Here is a 17,476-nt window from a genome sequence, read left to right as displayed (position 1 = left end):
TATACTCCCCCATCAACCCCCTAATTACCTGCCGTATGCCCCTTCAACATCCCCGCATCCGCACTTTCGAAGACTACCAGGATGCCTACCAGCGCAGCATTGAGAATCCGGAGCAGTTCTGGGCCAGCGTGGCCGAACCCTTCACCTGGCGCCGCAAGTGGGAATCGGTTTGCAAGCCGGACCTGGTCGATGGCCACAATGAATGGTTTAGCGGGGCCAAGCTCAACATCACCGAAAACTGCCTGGACCGTCACCTGGCCACTCGGGGCAATAAGCTGGCCCTGATCTGGGAGCCCAACGACCCCAAGACTCGCCAGATTCGCTACACCTACCGGGAGCTGCACCAGCAGGTGTGCCAGTTTGCCAACGTGCTGCTCAACAACGGCGTGGAAAAGGGCGACCGGGTGTGCCTCTACATGCCCATGATTCCGCAGCTGGCCATTGCCGTGCTGGCCTGCGCCCGGATTGGAGCCGTGCACTCGGTTATCTTTGCCGGCTTCAGCAGCACCGCCATTGCCGACCGCGTCAACGATGCTCAGGCCTCGGTGGTACTGACCTCCGACGGCCTCAACCGCGGCCCCAAGCAGATTCCGGTGAAGCGCGTGGTCGACGAGGCCCTGGAAAGCTGCCCCTCGGTGCGCCGCGTGATAGTAGTAGAGCACCTGGGCTGGCCCGTGCACATGGAGGAAGGCCGCGACGTGTGGTACCACGAAGAAGCCCAGGACGCGGCCAAAACCTGCCCGGCCGAGGAAATGGACGCCGAAGACATGCTCTTCATTCTTTATACCTCGGGCAGCACCGGCAAGCCCAAGGGCGTGGTGCACACCACGGCCGGCTACATGGTGTGGGCCGACTACACCTTCCGCAACGTGTTTCAGGTCGAGGAAAACGACATTTACTGGTGCACGGCCGACATCGGCTGGGTCACGGGCCACTCGTACCTGCTCTACGGGCCGCTGCTGAACGGGGCCTCCACGCTCATGTTCGAAGGCGTGCCCACGTATCCCGACGCGGGCCGCTTCTGGGAAGTAATTGACAAGCACGGCGTCAACGTGTTTTACACCGCGCCCACCGCTATCCGCAGCCTGATGGCTACGCCCCTGGACAACGTGCTCAGCTACTCGCTCGATTCGCTGCGGGTGCTGGGTTCGGTGGGGGAGCCCATCAACGAGGAAGCCTGGCACTGGTACCACACCCACGTGGGCAAGGAGCGCTGCCCGGTGATTGATACCTGGTGGCAAACCGAAACCGGCGGCATCATGATTTCGGCCCTGGCCGGGGTGTCGCCCACCAAGCCGGCCCACGCGGGCCAGCCTCTGCCGGGCGTACAGCCCGTGCTGCTCACCCAGGAAGGCCAGGAAATCGAAGGCAACAACCAGGAAGGCTACCTGGCTATCAAAGCCTCCTGGCCCGGCATCATCCGCACCACCTACGGCGACCATGAGCGGGCCAAGCAAACCTACTTTGGGCCTTATCCGGGCTACTACTTCACCGGCGACGGGGCCCGGCGCGACGAAAACGGGCTCTACCGCATCATCGGCCGCGTCGACGACGTGATAAACGTGAGTGGGCACCGGTTTGGCACCGCCGAAATTGAAAACGCCATCAATGAAAACGACAACGTGGTGGAAAGCGCCGTCGTGGGCTACCCGCACGATGTGAAAGGGCAGGGCATTTACGCCTTCGTTATCTGCCGCGACGGAGCCTGCGCCAACGAGGCCGACAAGCCCCGGGTGGAGGCCAGCATCATCGAAACCGTGGTGGCGCAGATTGGCAAGATTGCCAAACCCGACAAGATTCAGCTGGTCTCGGGCCTGCCCAAAACCCGCTCGGGCAAAATCATGCGCCGCATCCTGCGCAAAGTGGCCGAAGGCGAAACCAGCAACATCGGCGACGTGACCACCCTGCTCGACCCGGCCGTGGTCGACGAGATTATCAGCGGCCGAAAGTAAGCTCCGCGAAGGACCCAAGCCCGGCTGGTAGTCTTACCGGCCGGGCTTTTTGGTGCCGCCAAACTCCGCTAGACCACGTATCTTCGGTTGTTTTTGCCGCTCGGGGCGGCCTTGCAGCATGGATATTTACCTGATTCGACATACCAGCGTGGCCACTGCCGCCGGCATTTGCTACGGGCAGAGCGACGTGGCCCTGAGTGAGCGGTACGAGCAGGAAAAGAACCGCCTGTGCCGGGTGCTGGCTGCCGGGCTGGGGGCCGGGGCCGTGCGTGCCTACGCCAGCCCGCTGTCGCGCTGCCGGATTCTGGCCGAAGACGTGGTGGAAGGGCCCATCTGTCTGGATGAGCGCCTGAAAGAGTACCACTTCGGGGAATGGGAGCTGCAGCCCTGGGCCGAGCTACCGGCCCAGGAGCTGGCCGCCTGGAAGGCCGACTTTGTTGAGCTGCCTGCCCCGGGCGGCGAGTCGTTTGCCGCGGTGCAGCAGCGCGCCGTAGCGTTTCTGCGTGAGCTGCTGACCGAGCCGGAAGCGGCTGAGGACGTGGTGGTGTTTGCCCACGCCGCCCTGATTCGCACTTTGCTGTGCCATTGTTTGGGCCTGCCGCTGGCCAATGCCTTCCGCCTCAATATTGACTACGGCTCGGTAACCAAGCTGCGTTACCAGCAGGGGCAGTTTCTGCTGGACTACGTGAACCGCTAAACTGCTTCAGACAAGAAAAAGCCCGCCTGGTTATCTACCAGGCGGGCTTTTTCTTGTCTGAAACGGAGCAACTACCGTGGGCGGGCCGCTGACTTATAACGGCCTTTGGCTTCGTACGAGTTCTTCTTTTTACCTGCACTAAGCCAGATGATAGTGCCGGCCGTCAAGGCGGCAATAGTGGCCATCTTGGTTACGAAGGCAGAGCGGTTGTGCTTCCACTCCATATCGTAGCCTTTCTCGGCCCAAATGTTGGGCACTTTTCCGTGCACCAGGTCGCCTAGCACCCCTTCTACCACCTGCACCCGGTCGGCCACAATCAGGGGCAGCCAGTGGCGGTAGCGGTTTTCGCTGTACTTGAAGGCCAGCCGGCGGATAGCCCCACTCAGTCCCATGGGCGGAACCGTGGTGCCATATACGGCCGATACATTGGGCCGCTCAATGGAGCGCAGCTTCTCGACTTCCAGGGGCTGCAGCGAGTCGGGGCGGTGCTTGGGGTCCGGGTCCTGGGCCACGTTCATGCGGGCCCGCATGGGGTAGGTCGGGTCGTTCTTAGGGTCGGCATCCACGCCCCAGCCGGGGATTTGCTTGGGGTCGATGGGCGTATTTACTGCGTTATTTTCCATGGTCGGGGCGGCGTTACAGGGTGACGGATGGGGGCAGCAGGACGGTCTTGATGTTGTTATCCAGCTTAGCGGAGAACATCCGGTAGCCGTCGGCTACTTCTTCCAGGGGTAAGCGGTGAGTAATCAGGCCTTTGGGATTGAGCACGCCGTTCTGCACGTGCTCGATCAAACGGGGCAGCAGGCGCTTCACCGACGACTGGTTGCCCCGAATGGTGAGGCCTTTGTTCAGCACGTTGCCAATCGGAATCAGGTTGTCGGTGGGGCCGTATACGCCCACAATCGACACCACGCCGCCTTTTTTCACCGAGTTGATGGCCCAGTGCAGGGCCGTAGCCGAGCCCGCCTGCAGCAGCAGCTTGCGGCCCGTAATGGTTTGCATGGCGTTGCCGGCCGCCTCAGCACCCACGGCATCGATAACCACGTCAGCCCCAATCCAGTCGGTGATTTTCTTGATGAACACCACCGGGTCGCCGATTTCCTCGAAATTATAAGCCTCGCAGTAAGAATAGTTGCGGGCAAAGTCCAACCGATATTCCTCTTTATCAATGATGATAACGCGGCCGGCTCCAAAGAGCCAGGCGCAGCGAGCAGCCATGATACCAATAGGGCCCGCCCCGAACACCACCACGGTGTCGTTGGGCTGAATCCCGGCCATTTCAGCGGCCTGGTAGCCGGTCGGCACTACGTCGGTGAGCAGCACGGCGTCGTCCAGGTCCATGCCCTCGGGAATGATGGTCGGGCCCACGTTGGCGTAGGGCACCCGGGCGTATTCTGCCTGGCCCCCGTCGAAGCCGCCAGCCGTGTGGGAGTAGCCGAAAATGGCGCCTACGGCCGTGGCCTCGGTGTTGGATTCGTGGCAGTTGCCAAACATGCCCTGCCGGCAGAAATGGCACTCGCCGCAGGCAATGTTGAAGGGTACGATGACCCGGTCGCCGGTCTTTACTTTCGTTACTTCGGAGCCGACTTCCACCACTTCTCCGATGAACTCGTGGCCAAAAGTGGAGCCTACGCGCGTGTCGGGCACGTTGCCGTTGTATAGGTGCAGGTCGGAGCCGCAGATGCAGGTGCGCAGCACCCGAACAATGGCATCCTGGGGATGCTTGATTTCCGGCATTGGCTTCTGCACGGCACGGACCCTTTTGGGGCCCCGATATTCCATTGCTAACATAGGAGTCTTGGTTGGTTAGTGGTGGATGGAGTAAGGAAAGCAGCGGCACCCGTGAGTAGTACATACTGATCCGGAGCCGCCAACGCAACAAAAGGGTGTACTGACCTAGGGTTATAGAGTTTAAAGTTTAAGTACAACAGGTTGGAAATAGGTATTTCTCTCAGGGTGGGTTCGGGATAAATACGTAGTGCCGGGCTTGGGTCTGTACTGCTGTGTGTATACGGCGGGAGCAAGGGAGGCTACTCAAGAGACCCAATGGCTGTGTACACAACCCCGGTTAGTTCTCCCCAGCGGGTACATATTTAGCGGGCGGCCATTGATGTGCAGTAGCAGCACCCAAAACAGGAAGTGTAGAAAACCGTTTGCCCCGGGGCCAGTATACGCTACTAGCGCCCACCTTTTTCTGCCACACGCATGAACTCCTCCCCAAACGACCCCGATGTTCCCGCCGAAAACCAGCCCGAAAGCCTGGAAGAATCGGTAATGGCTTCCCTGAATATGTTTGACCCTGCCACGGCTATTTACGAGCTGGAGCGTCTGGACGAAGACGCCGATGAGCTGCGGCCCGCCACGGCCCCGCCCGCGCCGGATGAAACCAAGCCGGGCGTGTAGAGAGAAGGTCATAAAAAAAGCCTCCGCTTCGTTTTAGCGGAGGCTTTTTTGTATGGCTTAGGTTGGCTTACAGTGGGTTGGCCGGCAGCACCGTGCCCCGCACTTCGCCAAAGCCAATGCGGATACCGTCTTTTTCGGCAAAGCCGCGCATGGTTACCGTGTCGCCGTCCTGAATGAACTTACGCTCCGAGCCGTCGGCCAGGGGCAGGGGCTTGGTGCCCTTCCAGGCCAGCTCCAGCATCGAGCCAAACGAGTCGGGGGTGTGGCCGCTGATGGTACCGCTGGCGTACAGGTCGCCGACTTGCAGGTTGCAGCCGTTGCTGGTCTGATGGGTTAGCTGCTGGGCCATGCTCCAATACATATACTTGAAGTTGGACCGGCACACGGTGGTTTCGGGGCCACCAGCGGGCTGAATAGCGACTTCCAGGTTCAGGTCGAAGTTGTGGGCGTCGGGCTGGCGCAGGTAGAGCAGGGGCTCGGGCTCCTGCACCGGCCCGGCCGTGCGGAAGGGCTCCAGCGCGTCGAGGGTCACGACCCAGGGCGAGACGCTGCTACCGAAGCTCTTGCCCAGGAACGGCCCCAGCGGCACGTATTCCCAGCTCTGAATGTCGCGGGCACTCCAGTCGTTGAACAAAACCAGCCCGAAAATGTGCTCCTCGGCGTGCTGCAGCGGAATGGAGTGACCCAGCTCGGTGCTTTTACCCACCACGAAAGCCACTTCCAGCTCAAAGTCCAGCTGCTGACTCGGACCAAACGTGGGCGCAGCGGCATCGGGAGCTTTGCGCTGCCCGTTGGGTCGGCGAATATCGGTGCCGCTGACCACGATGCTGCTGGCCCGGCCGTGGTAGCCAATCGGGATGTGGCGCCAGTTGGGCAGCAGGGCATTGGCCGGGTCCCGGAACATGATACCCACGTTGGTGGCGTGCTCGATGCTGGAGTAGAAATCGGTGTAATTGTGGGGCTTCACGGGCCGGAGCATCTGCACCTCGCTCTGGCGCACGAGGCAGGTGCGCATGGCTTCCTCGTTGTCGCGCAGCTCGCCGTTGTCGTGGCGCAGCAGCTCCGAAACGCGCAGGCGCACGGCCCGCCACACCGGCCGGCCCAGGGCAATAAACTGGTTCAGGGAGCGGCGCCGAAACACCTTGGGCTGGGTCGGAATGTCGAGGTCTTCGAAGAAGCCGAATTGGCTCACGGCGTACAAATCCAGCACGTAGTCGCCGATGGCCACGCCCACCCGCGGGCCGCGCTCCGGGGTTTCAAACACGCCGAAAGGCAGGTTCTGAATGGGAAAGTCGCTGGTTGGGGCAATATCAATCCAGGAGTGCAGGGCGGGGTTATTCGGGTTGGGCATCGGAAAAGGAATAGCGTAGGGTGATGGGCAAAGATAGGGTAGGGAGCTGAACGAGACGGTGACTAGGAAGGAATGAGTGAAGTGGCTACCTTCGAGGTAAAGCTGTTTGATGTCGGTATTTAGGTCGATTGTGTTAGAGGTAATAGAATATTCCCTCTTTCTTAGCCAAGGCAGGCTACGTATTGGCAGACATCATTCATAATTTTTGTCCGTGTAATCAAGTGTAATTTGGAAACTATAGACTACCGCTCTTTCGCTCAAAAGTGCGTCGATGATTTAAAGGTCTTGCAAGCTGAATTGCAGGAAAAATATGAATTAGATGGCTACGAGAATTGGTTTTATAACCAAGCCACTGGGTTATTAACCTTTTCGACTGGTCCAGTTGAACTGAACTTTAAATATTTTCAAGCAGGAAGTTTCTCGCAAAAATCAAATACTTGGAAATGGTCTTGGGATAATGACCATACTCTTAGTAATGTGAAAGATGCGTCTAATGTCATAAAGGAATTCGGGCATAGGTCAGGCTTCCCAAAACTCACAACTGGCTACTTCCCGAGTGACGAATTTGAAGCATGGGAGTTTACAGCAATTGCCGCTAAACTAACACATGGCATCGGTGTATATAGACCTGTTAGCGACCAGTTGCAACTTTTTTTAATTATAACGGAAGTGCTTGACAACGAAACTGCGCAAAGTATTAAGGATAAATATGTTGAATGCGGCACTCATGAGTACAGAAGACGAGCATTTGTTTGCAAACATCTCAGCTTTACGAATGAAGTAGGGTTTGAAGAGGCGTTTGAAACCTTTCCGGAGATGGAGCTTGAAGAAGATGATGACTTTCAAGCATGGTGTGATAAATGTGAAATTGTTAGACAAAAAGAGGATGGGTGGAACGATAAGTCAATGGCATTTGCAGACATAAAGCTTGTTTGTGAGAGATGTTATTTTGAGATAAAAGAAGTAAATCTTGGGTACAGATAGAGTCTAGGCCTGCCAAATAGACGAACGTATAACAAACAAAAAAGCCAGCTTTCCGCAAGGAAAGCTGGCTTTTGACTTAACAAGCAAATACTAAAACTCCGGCGTGGGCACCGGGGCCGGCGACACGGGGTGGCCGGTCTGGCCGGCGGGCTGCTCGGCGAAGGGAGTGCCGTTGATGGCCTCCACCCGCACAATCTCGGGCACGGCCTTTTTCACCGACTCTTCCACGCCGGCTTTGAGCGTCATCGGCGACATGGGGCAGGTGCCGCAGGCGCCCATCAGCTCCAGTTGCAGCACCAGCTCGTCGGTGATGTTCAGCACCCGCACGTTGCCGCCGTCGGCCGCCAGATACGGGCGAATCGTGTCCAGGGCCTGCTCGACGCGGGACAACAAAGGATGCTCTAAAACAGCGGAAGAATTCATGAGAATTGAGTTGGCCCTGCTGCCGGAAGCAGGGGTAGGCGGGTAAAGATACAGCTTTTGGCTGGTGTGAGGATAACACGCCGGCTGCTGACAAAGTTACCAGCCGGGACTAAAGAAGAGCTTGCCGTTCAGCTTACGACTTCATTTCGACCACCTGCGTGCGGGGTGCCACGGCGTTGCGGATGGACACCTGCCGGGCCAGCTCCTCGGCCAGCTGCTCAAACAGCGCGGCGGCCGGCGTACCGGGCTGGGTAATGGCGGGGGTGCCGTAGTCGCCGTTTTCGCGGATGCTCTGCACCAGCGGCAGCTGGCCCAGCAGGGGCACTTCGTGCTTGTCGGCCAGGGCCTTGCCGCCGCCTTCCCCGAAGATGTAGTAGCGGTTGTCGGGCAGCTCGGCGGGCGTGAACCAGGCCATGTTCTCCACGATGCCCAGCACGGGCACGTTGATCTGGGGCTGGCGGAACATCTGCAGACCCTTCTGGGCGTCGGCCAAAGCCACTTTCTGGGGCGTAGTCACGATCAGGGCGCCCGTGACGGGCACGGTCTGCACCAGCGTGAGGTGAATGTCGGAGGTGCCGGGCGGCATGTCGAGCAGCAGGTAGTCCAGCTCGCCCCAATCCACTTCGGTAATGAACTGCTTCAGGGCCGAGGAGGCCATGGGGCCCCGCCACACGATGGCGCTGTCGGAAGGGGCCAGAAAGCCGATGCTGATGAGCTTGACGCCGAACTTCTCGATGGGCTGAATCAGGTTGCGGCCCTCGGGCGTCTGGAATACGTGGGGGCGGGCATCTTCCACGCCAAACATGACGGGCATGCTGGGACCGGAGATATCGGCGTCGACGAGGCCGACTTTGGCGCCGGTGCGGGCCAGGGCAATAGCCAGGTTGGCCGTGACGGTGCTTTTGCCCACGCCGCCTTTGCCCGAGGCAATGGCAATGATGTTCTTGACGCCATTGAGCACGGCCGAGTTGGCCGCCCGGGCCGTCGTCACGCGCGAAGTCAGGTTCACTTTCACCTCGGCGTCCTTGTCGACCATCGTGTGGATGGCGCGCACGCAGGCGTTGTGAATCAGCTCCTTGAGGGGGCAGGCGGGCGTGGTCAGAATGACGGAAAACGACACCGTCTTGCCGTCGATATGCACGTCCTCAATCATGTTGAGGGTCACGAGGTCTTTGCCCAGGTCGGGCTCCTCCACGTAGCTCAGGGCCTTGAGGACGTCTTCTTTGGTAATAGCCATAGGTCGGAAAATGCAGAATGCAGACTGCAAAGATAACCCACAAATGCGGGCGGAAGTTACCGGCCGGGCAGAGTTAGTTGTAAACCCAGCTATATCCTTTCCCGCCTGTCATCCTGAGCAGAGCGAAGGACCTTGGCACGCAAGAACAAGTCGGTAGTTGTCTCACTCGTTCATATCCCATAAGGTCCTTCGCTCTGCTCAGGATGACAGGTAGGGTTGTGGTTCCAAAAAATAATTTCTGCTTTGCTGTAACCTTCCCGTTGTGGGGCGGTGTCCACAGTCAAATAACCCACCACCTACCACCTCTCCTCCGGTTGGACTCGCTCTCAGACAACGCCCTTATGCTCCGGGTCAAGGCCGGTGATGTGGACCGGATGGGGCTGCTCTTTGAGCGCCACCACCGCAAGCTGTATTCCTTTCTCTACCACATGCTGGGCCGCGCCGATACCAGCGAAGATTTGGTGCAGAACGTGTTTTACCGCATGCTCAAATACCGGCACACCTACACCGGCGAGGGCGAGTTTCGCACCTGGATGTACCACTTGGCCCGCAACGTACTGGCCGACCACATCAAGAAGAACCGCCATGCCACCCACCACGCCGACGTGCAGGACTTCGCCGAGAAAATAGGGGGGGGGACCCGGGCCGACGAAACGCTGCAGCGTGAGCAGGAAGTAGCTACCCTGCACAAAGCCCTGGGCCGGTTGAGCGCCGACAATCGGGAAGTGCTCATCCTGAGCCGGTTTCAGGAGCTCAAGTACGAGGAAATAGCCCGGGTGATGAATACGACTGAAGGCGCGGTGAAAGTGCGGGTGCACCGGGCCCTGAATGAGCTGAAAACAATTTACCTGCGCATTGAAAACTGAAGGGATGGACATGCATTGCGAACAAGCCCAGCCCCAGCTGCTGGAGTATTTGAATAACGAACTACCCGCCGCCGAGCAGGCCCGTGTGCAGGCCCATCTGGCCCACTGCCCCGACTGCCAGGAGGAGCTGCTGGCCCTGCGGCAGGTGTGGCACACGCTGGGCACCACGCCCGAGCCCGAGCCCAGCGAAAACCTGCGCCCGGCCTTCTACTCCATGCTGGCGGCTTACAAGGAAGAAGTGGAAGCCGCGCCCACGTTCTCCCTGGCGGGTTTCTGGCAGAAATGCCGGGCCCTGCTCGCGCCGGGCCCAGCCCTGCGCCTGGCCTACGGCCTGGGTTTGCTGGTGGTGGGGCTGGCGGCGGGCTACTGGCTCAACAATGGGCCGAAAACAGCCCCGGCCACGGCCGACCAGCAGCAGCTGGCCGCCCTCACCACCCAGGTAGAGCAGATGCGCCAGGTGATGCTGCTGTCCCTGATTGAAAACCCCTCGGCCACCGAGCGGCTGCGGGCCGTGAGCTACACCAAGGACCTGAGCGGCCCCAACGACAAGGTTATCGACGCGCTGCTGAGCACCCTGAACCACGACGAAAACGTGAATGTGCGCCTGGCTACCCTCGAAGCCCTGGCCGCGCTGGCCCAGGAGCCCAAGGTCCGCCTGGGCCTGGTGCAGGCCCTCAAGCACCAGGATTCGCCCCTGGTGCAGTCGGCCCTGGCCGATGTGATGGTGCAGCTCCAGGAGCGCCGCTCGGTGCAGCCCCTGCGCCGCCTGCTCAACCAGCCCGGCCTGAACCAGGCCGTGAAAAGTAAAATTGAAGAAAGCCTTCAACATCTCTCCAATGGCCGGCCTGCCGCGCCCTCAACCTCCGAACCCTACCATGAAACTGACTATTCACCCCAGCCTGATAGCGCTGCTGGTACTACTGTCTAGCTGCCAGGCCACGGCCCAGAACCGCGAGTTCAAAGAGCAGATCAGCAAAGAGTTTACCCTGACCGGGGCCGCTGACCGCAGCGTGCTGGCCATCTACAACATCGACGGCAACGTGAGCGTGCAGGGCACCACGGGCAACAAAGTGGTGGTGGAAGTGACCCGCATCATCCGGGCCGACGACGAGCAAACCCTGGAGCAGGGCAAGAAAGAAGCCGTGCTGGGCCTCTACCAGCGCAACGACAGCGTGGTGGCTTACATGGCCGGCCCCTTCGACACCCGGCCCCGGCGCAACGGGCGCAACATCAACCACCGCGACATTGACTACCACTACACCTTTCACTACGTGGTGAAAGTGCCCAACCAGATGAATCTGGACGTGTCGACGATTAACAACGGGGCCGTGACGGTGCGGGAGGTGAGCGGCAAGCTCCGGGCCCACAACATCAACGGGGCCGTAACGCTCACCAACGTGCAGGGCACCACCGATGCCCGCACCATTAACGGTCCGCTCGAGGCCAGCTACCTGAGCAGCCCCCCCGGCCCCTGCACTTACAGCACCATCAACGGCGACATCAAGGTGACGTACCCCAGCGACTTAGGGGCCGATGTACGCTTTAAGAGCATGCACGGCGAGCTGCTCACCGACTTCCCGAACGTGGAAAGCCTGCCCGTACAGGTGGTGCAAAACAAGGAAAGCACCACTGGCGGCACCAAGTATAAACTCTCCAAAGGCACGGCCGTGCGGCTGGGCAAGGGCGGCCACGACTTCCGCTTCGAAACCCTCAACGGCGACGTGACCATTAAACGTAAACCCTAATGAAAACCCTGTTCTATCTGCCGGTGCCTGCCCCTCACCGTTTCCGCGCCGGCCTGCTGCTGCTCCTGCTGACCATAACCCTGACGGCTGCGGCCCAAAGTAAAGAGCAGCTGGTGGTTCCCCTGAGTTCCCCCGGTAAGCCCGGCCTGCTCCACATCAAGCTCGTGAACGGGGGCGTAACCGTGCTGGGCTATAGCGGCAAGGACGTCGTCATCGATGCCGCGCCGCGCGGCCGGAGCCGGGATAAGGATGCCGACGACGACTCCGACGACGATAACGACACCGACGGCAAGCCCGGCGCCAAGGGCATGCGGCGCATTGCCGGGGCCGCCACCTTCGACGTGACGGCCGAGGAGAAAGACAACAAGGTCTACGTCAAGAGCAACTCCTGGCAGCAGCCCGTGAACATGACCGTAAAGGTGCCCCAGCGGTTTTCCCTGCAAATCAGCACTGTGCAGGACGGCGACATCGTGGTCGAAAATGTGAGCGGGGAAATCGAGGTCAACAACGTCAACGGCGGCATCGTCCTGCGGCAGGTATCGGGCTCGGCTGTTGCCACCACCGTCAACGGCCCCATCAAGGCCGTCTTCAAATCGGTTTCGGCCGGGGCCCCCATGGCCTTTACGACCGTCAACGGGCCGGTCGACGTGACGCTCCCGGCCCCGGCCAAAGCCGCCCTCAAGCTCAAGTCGGAGCACGGCGAAATTTACTCGGACTTCGACCTGGTGACCGATAAAACCCCCGCCAAGGTGAACCGCACCGCCCAGAACGGGGTCTACCGCCTCAACGCCGACAACTGGACCTACGGCAAACTCAACGGGGGCGGGGCCGAAATCATGATGAAAACCCTGAACGGCAACATCTACATCCGCAAAGCTAAGTAAGCTGGGCTGAGGAAGTTGGATTCTGGTAACATGCTTGAATTTTGTGAAACCTTCCGGGCCCCGTTCCCGATACTGCATACAATAGCCCAGCAATCTGCCACGCCCGTGAGAGTCGCTGCAACGGCCTCAGGCGTTTTGGAAGCCCGGTGGTGAGTGTCGGGCCCCAATAGGGTGGATTTCGTCGGCCGCGGCTGGGCAATAGCGGCTGACAATTCTCGAAAGGCGGCCTCTGCACCACGCAGGGGCCGCCTTTCTCATGCGTGTAGCATTCCGGCCGCTGAACCTCGTACCTTCGTAGTGCCGTTTCCGCGTCCTTCTTACCTGTTGCTCGAAAGTACCCTTGGCCCGAATCCCGAAAGAAACCGTTGACCAGATCATTCACCACGCCGACATCGTCGAGGTGGTGGGTGACTTCGTGACCCTGAAGCGCAAGGGTCAGAATATGTGGGCCTGCTGCCCGTTTCACCACGAAAAGTCGCCGAGCTTCTCGGTGGCTCCGGCCAAAGGCCTCTACAAGTGCTTTGGCTGCGGCAAGGCCGGCGGGGTGGTGCAGTTCATCATGGATATCGAGGGCACCAGCTACGTGGAAGCCCTGAAATACCTGGCCAAAAAGTACGGTATTGATATCCAGGAAGAGGAAAAGACGCCCGAGGAGCAGCTCGTTCAAAACGAGAAGGACTCCCAGTTTATCGTTTCCAACTGGGCCAAGGACCACTACCAGAAGCTCTTGCACGAGTCGGAAGAAGGGGAGAGCATCGGGCTGAGCTACCTCATGCAGCGCGGCCTGAACCAGACCACCATCAAGACCTTCGAGCTGGGCTACTCCCTCGACCAGTGGGACGATTTGCTCAAGGCCGCCCAAAAGCAGGGCTTCGAGGCCAAGTACCTGGAGAAAACCGGCCTGACCATCGTGCGCGAAGACGACCCCAACCGGCGCTACGACCGGTTCCGGGGCCGCGTGATGTTCCCGATTCACAACGTCTCCGGGCGCGTCATTGGCTTCGGGGCCCGCACGCTCAAGGCCAACGACAAGACGGCCAAGTACCTCAACTCGCCCGAGTCCGACATCTACCACAAGTCCGACGTGCTCTACGGGCTGTTTCAGGCGCGCCAGGCCATCCGCTCCGAGGAAGTGTGCTACCTCGTGGAAGGCTACCTCGACGTGCTGAGCCTGCACCAGGGCGGCATCAAGAACGTGGTGGCCTCCTCGGGCACCTCGCTTACCGAAAGCCAGATTCGCCTCATTGGGCGCTATACCGACAACGTGACCGTGCTCTACGACGGCGACGCGGCCGGCATCCGGGCCTCCCTGCGCGGCATCGACATGCTACTGGAAGGCGCCCTGAACGTGCGCGTGGTGCTGTTTCCCGACGGCGACGACCCGGACAGCTACATCCGCAAAGTCGGCGACCAGCGCTTCAAGGACTACCTGGAAAAAAACAGCCAGGACTTCATCTCCTTCAAGACCCGGCTCGTGTCGCAGGAGGCGGCCCACGACCCGGTAAAGAAGGCAGAGGCCATCCGGGACGTGCTCCAGAGCATTGCCAAAGTGCCCGACCCGATCAAGCGGCAGGTGTTTTTGCAGCAAACCAGCACCACCTTCGGCATCGACGAGCAGGTGCTCATCACCGAGTACAACAAGCTCGTTAAGAAGGACTCCCAGCGCGCCGCGCCCGGCACCAGCGGGGGGCAGAGCAACAGCGGAGGTGTGAGTGGGGCCAGCAGCCGGCCCCCGTCGGGCAGCCGCCCGTACTCGCCCGCCCTAACCACTAGCAACCAACAACCAACAACTGGTGGCCTCAGCCCCGAGGAAGAGGCCGAAATGGCCATGTACGGGGCCTCGCCCGACGAGCTGGCCGCCGCCGGGGGCAGCTCGGCCGCCGAGGCCGATACCGAGCTGGAACCCGTGCCCGATCTGCAGCAGGCCTGTGAGCGGGAAGTGGTGCGCCTGCTGCTGCTCTACGCCGCCCAGCCTCTTACCGAGGACATGGCCGTGGCCCAGTACATCTTCGGGCAGCTGGAGGAAACGCCCCTGCAAACCCCGATTTACGCCGACCTGCTGCACCTGTGCCGCCAGGAAATGGAGCAGGGCCGCTGGCCCGAGGTGCGCACCTTTATCCAGCACGGCCGCTCCGACATTCGCATGCTGGTCAGTGATTTGGCCACGGAAAAGTATGAGCTGAGCCCCAACTGGAGCACCCACCAGATCTACGTGCCCCGGGAAATCGACCAGCTCCAGCAGGCCTGCGACAACGCCATTCTGCGCCTCAACAAGGTGAATGTGCAGCGCGAGCTGGCCGTGCGCCTCGAAGCCCTGCGCCACCCCATGGACGAGCTGGCCCTGCTCGAAACCCTGCACACCATCAAGCTGCTCAAGAAGATGGACGACGACCTGGGCAACATGCTCGGTACGGTCATTCCGCGCGGGGCTATGTAGGCTAGTGTGAGGCTTTTCAGTCAATATGGCCGTCATGCTTCGGCTGCGCTCAGCGTGGCAGTTACTGTGGCAACGCCAAGGCCCGCGAGGTGTCTCGCCTTATTCGAGAGGACGGTCATTAACTAGTGAACAGAAACTAACCGAATGTGGAAACGCGCTAACCTGAACCGTTTCTTTGTCGCCTTGCTGCTGACGGCGGTTGGGTTTGCCACGGGTATTCTGGGCTTCATGACCATCGAGGGCTACAACTTCCTCGATGCCGTGTACATGACGATGATTACCATCTCCACCGTCGGCTTCGGGGAGTTGCATCCGTTGTCGGCGGCGGGGCGGCTGTTTGTCTCAGTCTATATTTTCTTTAACCTGCTCGTCATTGCCTACCTCGTGTCGGTGCTCACGACCTATATCTTTGACGGCGAGCTGCGTACTATTTTCAAGATGTTCAAAACCGACCAGGAAATCCGGGGCTACCACGACCACGTCATCGTCTGCGGCTTCGGGCGCAACGGCAGCAAGGCCTACCACGAGCTGCGCGCCAACGGGGCCCGGGTGGTCGTAGTCGAGCAAAACCAGGAGCTGCTGCGCGACGAAAGCGGCGCGGGCACCATTCCCACGGTCGTCGGCGACGCTACCACCGACGAAACCCTGCTGGCGGCCGGCATTCACCGGGCCCGGGCCCTGATTACGGCCCTGCCCAAGGACGCCGACAACGTGTTTGTGGCCCTCACGGCCCGGGAGCTTAACCCGGGCCTCAAAATCATTGCCCGCGCCAGCCTCAAAACCTCGGAAAGTAAGCTGCTGCGCGCCGGGGCCGACTCGGTTGTGATGCCCGATGAAATCGGGGGCTCCCACATGGCCAACCTGGTCATGCGCCCCGAGGTAATCCGATTTCTGGAAATGATGAACGGCTTGGGGCCCAACAAGCTGCGGCTGGAAGAGCTGAGCTACCGCGAAATCCGGCGCGAGTGGCAGGGCCTCAGCATCCGGGAGCTGGACATTCGTTCCCGGACCGGTGCCACCGTTATTGGCCTCAAGCAAAGTACCGGCGAGTTCATCGTGAGCCCCAGCGCCGACACCCGCCCGGTAGCCGGCGACGTGCTGCTGGTGCTGGGCACCGAGGAGCAGATTCAGGCCCTGGCCGTGCAGTTCCGGGTGTAGCCGGGGCGGGTTCTTGTTACGATAAATAGCCAGCATAACCGCTTTCCACTGCCTTCTGCGTAGCTTTGGGCCCGCTTCAGTGCGGCTTGCCACCGTTCACTTCGTACGTGCATATCCTTCAAATCTGTCCGCGTGTGCCCTTTCCGCCCCATGATGGCGGGGCCATTGCCATGTATGATGTTGCGGCCGGCCTGGCCGCCCAGGGGCACCAGGTTACGGTGCTGGCCCTCAATACGCCCAAGCATTTTCAGCCCGACTCGGTGCTCAGCCATCTGTCCGGGGTGCGCCTTCTCACCGTGGCCGTCGACACCCGCCTGTCGCCGGTCAAGGCCCTGAAAAACTTGCTCGTCGGCAAGGTGCCCTACAACGTGGAACGCTTTATCAGTCCGGCCGTGGAGGCGCGGCTGACGGAGCTGCTGCGCGCCGAGCACTTCGACGTGGTACAGCTCGAAGGCTCCTTTGTGGCCTGGTACGTGGATGTGGTCAAGCGGGTGGCGCCCCGGGTGCCGGTGGTGCTGCGGGCCCATAATGTGGAGCACACCATTTGGCAGATGCTGGCCGACGGGGAGCGTAACCCACTGAAACGCTTCTATCTGCAGCATCTGGCCCGGGGGCTTAAAACGTTTGAAGAGCAGTTTCTGCCGCGCTTCGATGCCGTAGCCGCTATTACCGAGCCCGACCAGCGCCGCCTGCGCGCCCTGGGCTGCCCCGAACCCGTCGTGTTTGTGCCCGCCGGCGTCGATTTGACCCGTTTCCAGGTAATTCCCCAGCTGCGGCCCAAGCCCCGGACCCTGTTCCTGATAGGCTCCCTCGACTGGCTGCCCAACCTGGAGGGGCTCGACTGGTTTCTGGACAACGTGTGGCCCCACGCCCACGAGCAGATGCCGGACCTGGAGCTCCACATTGCCGGCAAGAACACGCCGGCCCGCCTGCAGAGCTTAGCCAAGAAAAACGTGCTGGTGCATGGCTTCGTGGAGTCGGCGGCCGAGTTTATGCAGCAATACGACATCATGATTGTGCCCCTGCTGTCGGGGGGCGGTATGCGCATCAAGATTATCGAAGGCATGGCCCTGGGCAAGTGCATCATCAGCACGGGGCTGGGCTCGGAGGGAATTGTCGTGCGCAACGGCTTCGACATCGTGCTCTGCGACGAACCTACCGAGTGGCTCAAGCGCATCCGGAGCTACTACGACGGTGAGCTGGGCCACCAGGCCATCGGGCAGGAGGCCGCCCGCACCATTGCCCGCCTCTACGACAACCGCCGCGTGGTGGAAAGCTTTCTGGATTTGTACAGCATTGCGCAGCGTCGCGTGCAAAGCGCCCCCAGCGCCTAAGTTTG

Annotated in this window: 16 protein-coding genes; 11 read left to right on the top strand and 5 right to left on the bottom strand. The window is 60.5% G+C overall.

Features of this window, described 5'->3' with window-relative positions; translation table 11 throughout:
• The first annotated feature begins 35 nt into the window (after positions 1-35).
• Together acs and E5K02_RS04850 are read left to right on the top strand one after the other, a co-directional pair.
• The gene (acs, locus tag E5K02_RS04855; RefSeq protein ID WP_135392608.1) at positions 36-1,952 is read left to right on the top strand and encodes an acetate--CoA ligase; all 1,917 of its coding nucleotides are present in this window, start codon (positions 36-38) and stop codon (positions 1,950-1,952) included.
• Positions 1,953-2,070: 118 nt separating this feature from the next.
• Entirely contained in the window at positions 2,071-2,649 is a 579-nt protein-coding gene (locus E5K02_RS04850) for a histidine phosphatase family protein (protein WP_135392606.1), read from the top strand.
• A 71-nt stretch (positions 2,650-2,720) separates the two neighbouring features.
• Here the strand turns inward: E5K02_RS04850 and E5K02_RS04845 are convergent, their stop codons facing one another.
• Entirely contained in the window at positions 2,721-3,272 is a 552-nt protein-coding gene (locus E5K02_RS04845; RefSeq protein WP_135392604.1) for a hypothetical protein, read from the bottom strand.
• 13 nt (positions 3,273-3,285) lie between these two features.
• On the bottom strand, positions 3,286-4,440 hold the full coding sequence (locus E5K02_RS04840) for a zinc-dependent alcohol dehydrogenase (RefSeq protein WP_135392602.1): 1,155 nt from the start codon (positions 4,438-4,440) through the stop codon (positions 3,286-3,288).
• 414 nt (positions 4,441-4,854) lie between these two features.
• Here E5K02_RS04840 and E5K02_RS04835 point away from each other — a divergent pair, with 414 nt between their 5' ends.
• The gene (locus E5K02_RS04835) at positions 4,855-5,052 is read left to right on the top strand and encodes a hypothetical protein (RefSeq protein ID WP_135392600.1); all 198 of its coding nucleotides are present in this window, start codon (positions 4,855-4,857) and stop codon (positions 5,050-5,052) included.
• Positions 5,053-5,119: 67 nt separating this feature from the next.
• Here the strand turns inward: E5K02_RS04835 and fahA are convergent, their stop codons facing one another.
• Positions 5,120-6,403 carry a fumarylacetoacetase gene (gene fahA / locus E5K02_RS04830; protein WP_206025922.1) on the bottom strand — a complete coding sequence of 428 codons (1,284 nt, stop codon included), beginning with the start codon at positions 6,401-6,403 and terminating at the stop codon, positions 5,120-5,122.
• Between the two features lie 228 nt (positions 6,404-6,631).
• Between fahA and E5K02_RS04825 the strand changes: the two genes are divergently transcribed.
• Complete coding sequence (locus E5K02_RS04825; protein WP_135392598.1) at positions 6,632-7,387, top strand: DUF6882 domain-containing protein; 756 nt, start codon at positions 6,632-6,634, stop codon at positions 7,385-7,387.
• 90 nt (positions 7,388-7,477) lie between these two features.
• Here E5K02_RS04825 and E5K02_RS04820 read toward each other — a convergent pair whose 3' ends face one another.
• Positions 7,478-7,810, bottom strand: coding sequence for a NifU family protein (locus E5K02_RS04820; RefSeq protein WP_135392596.1), 333 nt, complete (start codon positions 7,808-7,810; stop codon positions 7,478-7,480).
• A gap of 133 nt (positions 7,811-7,943) precedes the next feature.
• The gene (locus tag E5K02_RS04815) at positions 7,944-9,047 is read right to left on the bottom strand and encodes an Mrp/NBP35 family ATP-binding protein (RefSeq protein WP_135392594.1); all 1,104 of its coding nucleotides are present in this window, start codon (positions 9,045-9,047) and stop codon (positions 7,944-7,946) included.
• Between the two features lie 341 nt (positions 9,048-9,388).
• Here E5K02_RS04815 and E5K02_RS04810 point away from each other — a divergent pair, with 341 nt between their 5' ends.
• From E5K02_RS04810 to E5K02_RS04780, 7 genes are all read left to right on the top strand, one after another.
• On the top strand, positions 9,389-9,913 hold the full coding sequence (locus E5K02_RS04810; RefSeq protein WP_135394774.1) for an RNA polymerase sigma factor: 525 nt from the start codon (positions 9,389-9,391) through the stop codon (positions 9,911-9,913).
• A 10-nt stretch (positions 9,914-9,923) separates the two neighbouring features.
• Positions 9,924-10,841: a zf-HC2 domain-containing protein gene (locus E5K02_RS04805; protein WP_135392592.1), complete on the top strand. Its 918-nt coding sequence runs from the start codon at positions 9,924-9,926 to the stop codon at positions 10,839-10,841.
• Complete coding sequence (locus E5K02_RS04800) at positions 10,789-11,658, top strand: DUF4097 family beta strand repeat-containing protein (protein ID WP_135392590.1); 870 nt, start codon at positions 10,789-10,791, stop codon at positions 11,656-11,658. Before E5K02_RS04805 ends, E5K02_RS04800 begins: the two co-directional genes overlap by 53 nt.
• On the top strand, positions 11,658-12,542 hold the full coding sequence (locus E5K02_RS04795; protein WP_240737154.1) for a DUF4097 family beta strand repeat-containing protein: 885 nt from the start codon (positions 11,658-11,660) through the stop codon (positions 12,540-12,542). Before E5K02_RS04800 ends, E5K02_RS04795 begins: the two co-directional genes overlap by 1 nt.
• A 340-nt stretch (positions 12,543-12,882) precedes the next feature.
• Positions 12,883-14,979 carry a DNA primase gene (dnaG, locus tag E5K02_RS04790; protein ID WP_135392588.1) on the top strand — a complete coding sequence of 699 codons (2,097 nt, stop codon included), beginning with the start codon at positions 12,883-12,885 and terminating at the stop codon, positions 14,977-14,979.
• A 144-nt stretch (positions 14,980-15,123) separates the two neighbouring features.
• On the top strand, positions 15,124-16,137 hold the full coding sequence (locus tag E5K02_RS04785; protein WP_135392586.1) for a potassium channel family protein: 1,014 nt from the start codon (positions 15,124-15,126) through the stop codon (positions 16,135-16,137).
• Between the two features lie 134 nt (positions 16,138-16,271).
• Entirely contained in the window at positions 16,272-17,471 is a 1,200-nt protein-coding gene (locus E5K02_RS04780; protein WP_135392584.1) for a glycosyltransferase family 4 protein, read from the top strand.
• Positions 17,472-17,476 lie beyond the last annotated feature (5 nt).

It is taken from the genome of Hymenobacter metallicola (assembly GCF_004745645.1).
GTDB classification, from domain to species: domain Bacteria; phylum Bacteroidota; class Bacteroidia; order Cytophagales; family Hymenobacteraceae; genus Hymenobacter; species Hymenobacter metallicola.
The sequence above is the reverse complement of the archived record's forward strand: the minus strand, read 5'-3'. Positions and strand labels throughout refer to the sequence as shown.

What these genes read in the sequence shown, in the direction of transcription:
- acs (WP_135392608.1), top strand. Translation starts at nt 36, where the DNA reads ATGCCCCTTCAACATCCCCGCATCCGCACTTTCGAAGACTACCAGGAT.
- E5K02_RS04850 (WP_135392606.1), top strand. Translation starts at nt 2,071, where the DNA reads ATGGATATTTACCTGATTCGACATACCAGCGTGGCCACTGCCGCCGGC.
- E5K02_RS04845 (WP_135392604.1), bottom strand. Translation starts at nt 3,272, where the DNA reads ATGGAAAATAACGCAGTAAATACGCCCATCGACCCCAAGCAAATCCCC.
- E5K02_RS04840 (WP_135392602.1), bottom strand. Translation starts at nt 4,440, where the DNA reads ATGTTAGCAATGGAATATCGGGGCCCCAAAAGGGTCCGTGCCGTGCAG.
- E5K02_RS04835 (WP_135392600.1), top strand. Translation starts at nt 4,855, where the DNA reads ATGAACTCCTCCCCAAACGACCCCGATGTTCCCGCCGAAAACCAGCCC.
- fahA (WP_206025922.1), bottom strand. Translation starts at nt 6,403, where the DNA reads ATGCCCAACCCGAATAACCCCGCCCTGCACTCCTGGATTGATATTGCC.
- E5K02_RS04820 (WP_135392596.1), bottom strand. Translation starts at nt 7,810, where the DNA reads ATGAATTCTTCCGCTGTTTTAGAGCATCCTTTGTTGTCCCGCGTCGAG.
- E5K02_RS04815 (WP_135392594.1), bottom strand. Translation starts at nt 9,047, where the DNA reads ATGGCTATTACCAAAGAAGACGTCCTCAAGGCCCTGAGCTACGTGGAG.
- E5K02_RS04810 (WP_135394774.1), top strand. Translation starts at nt 9,389, where the DNA reads ATGCTCCGGGTCAAGGCCGGTGATGTGGACCGGATGGGGCTGCTCTTT.
- E5K02_RS04805 (WP_135392592.1), top strand. Translation starts at nt 9,924, where the DNA reads ATGCATTGCGAACAAGCCCAGCCCCAGCTGCTGGAGTATTTGAATAAC.
- E5K02_RS04800 (WP_135392590.1), top strand. Translation starts at nt 10,789, where the DNA reads ATGAAACTGACTATTCACCCCAGCCTGATAGCGCTGCTGGTACTACTG.
- E5K02_RS04795 (WP_240737154.1), top strand. Translation starts at nt 11,658, where the DNA reads ATGAAAACCCTGTTCTATCTGCCGGTGCCTGCCCCTCACCGTTTCCGC.
- E5K02_RS04785 (WP_135392586.1), top strand. Translation starts at nt 15,124, where the DNA reads ATGTGGAAACGCGCTAACCTGAACCGTTTCTTTGTCGCCTTGCTGCTG.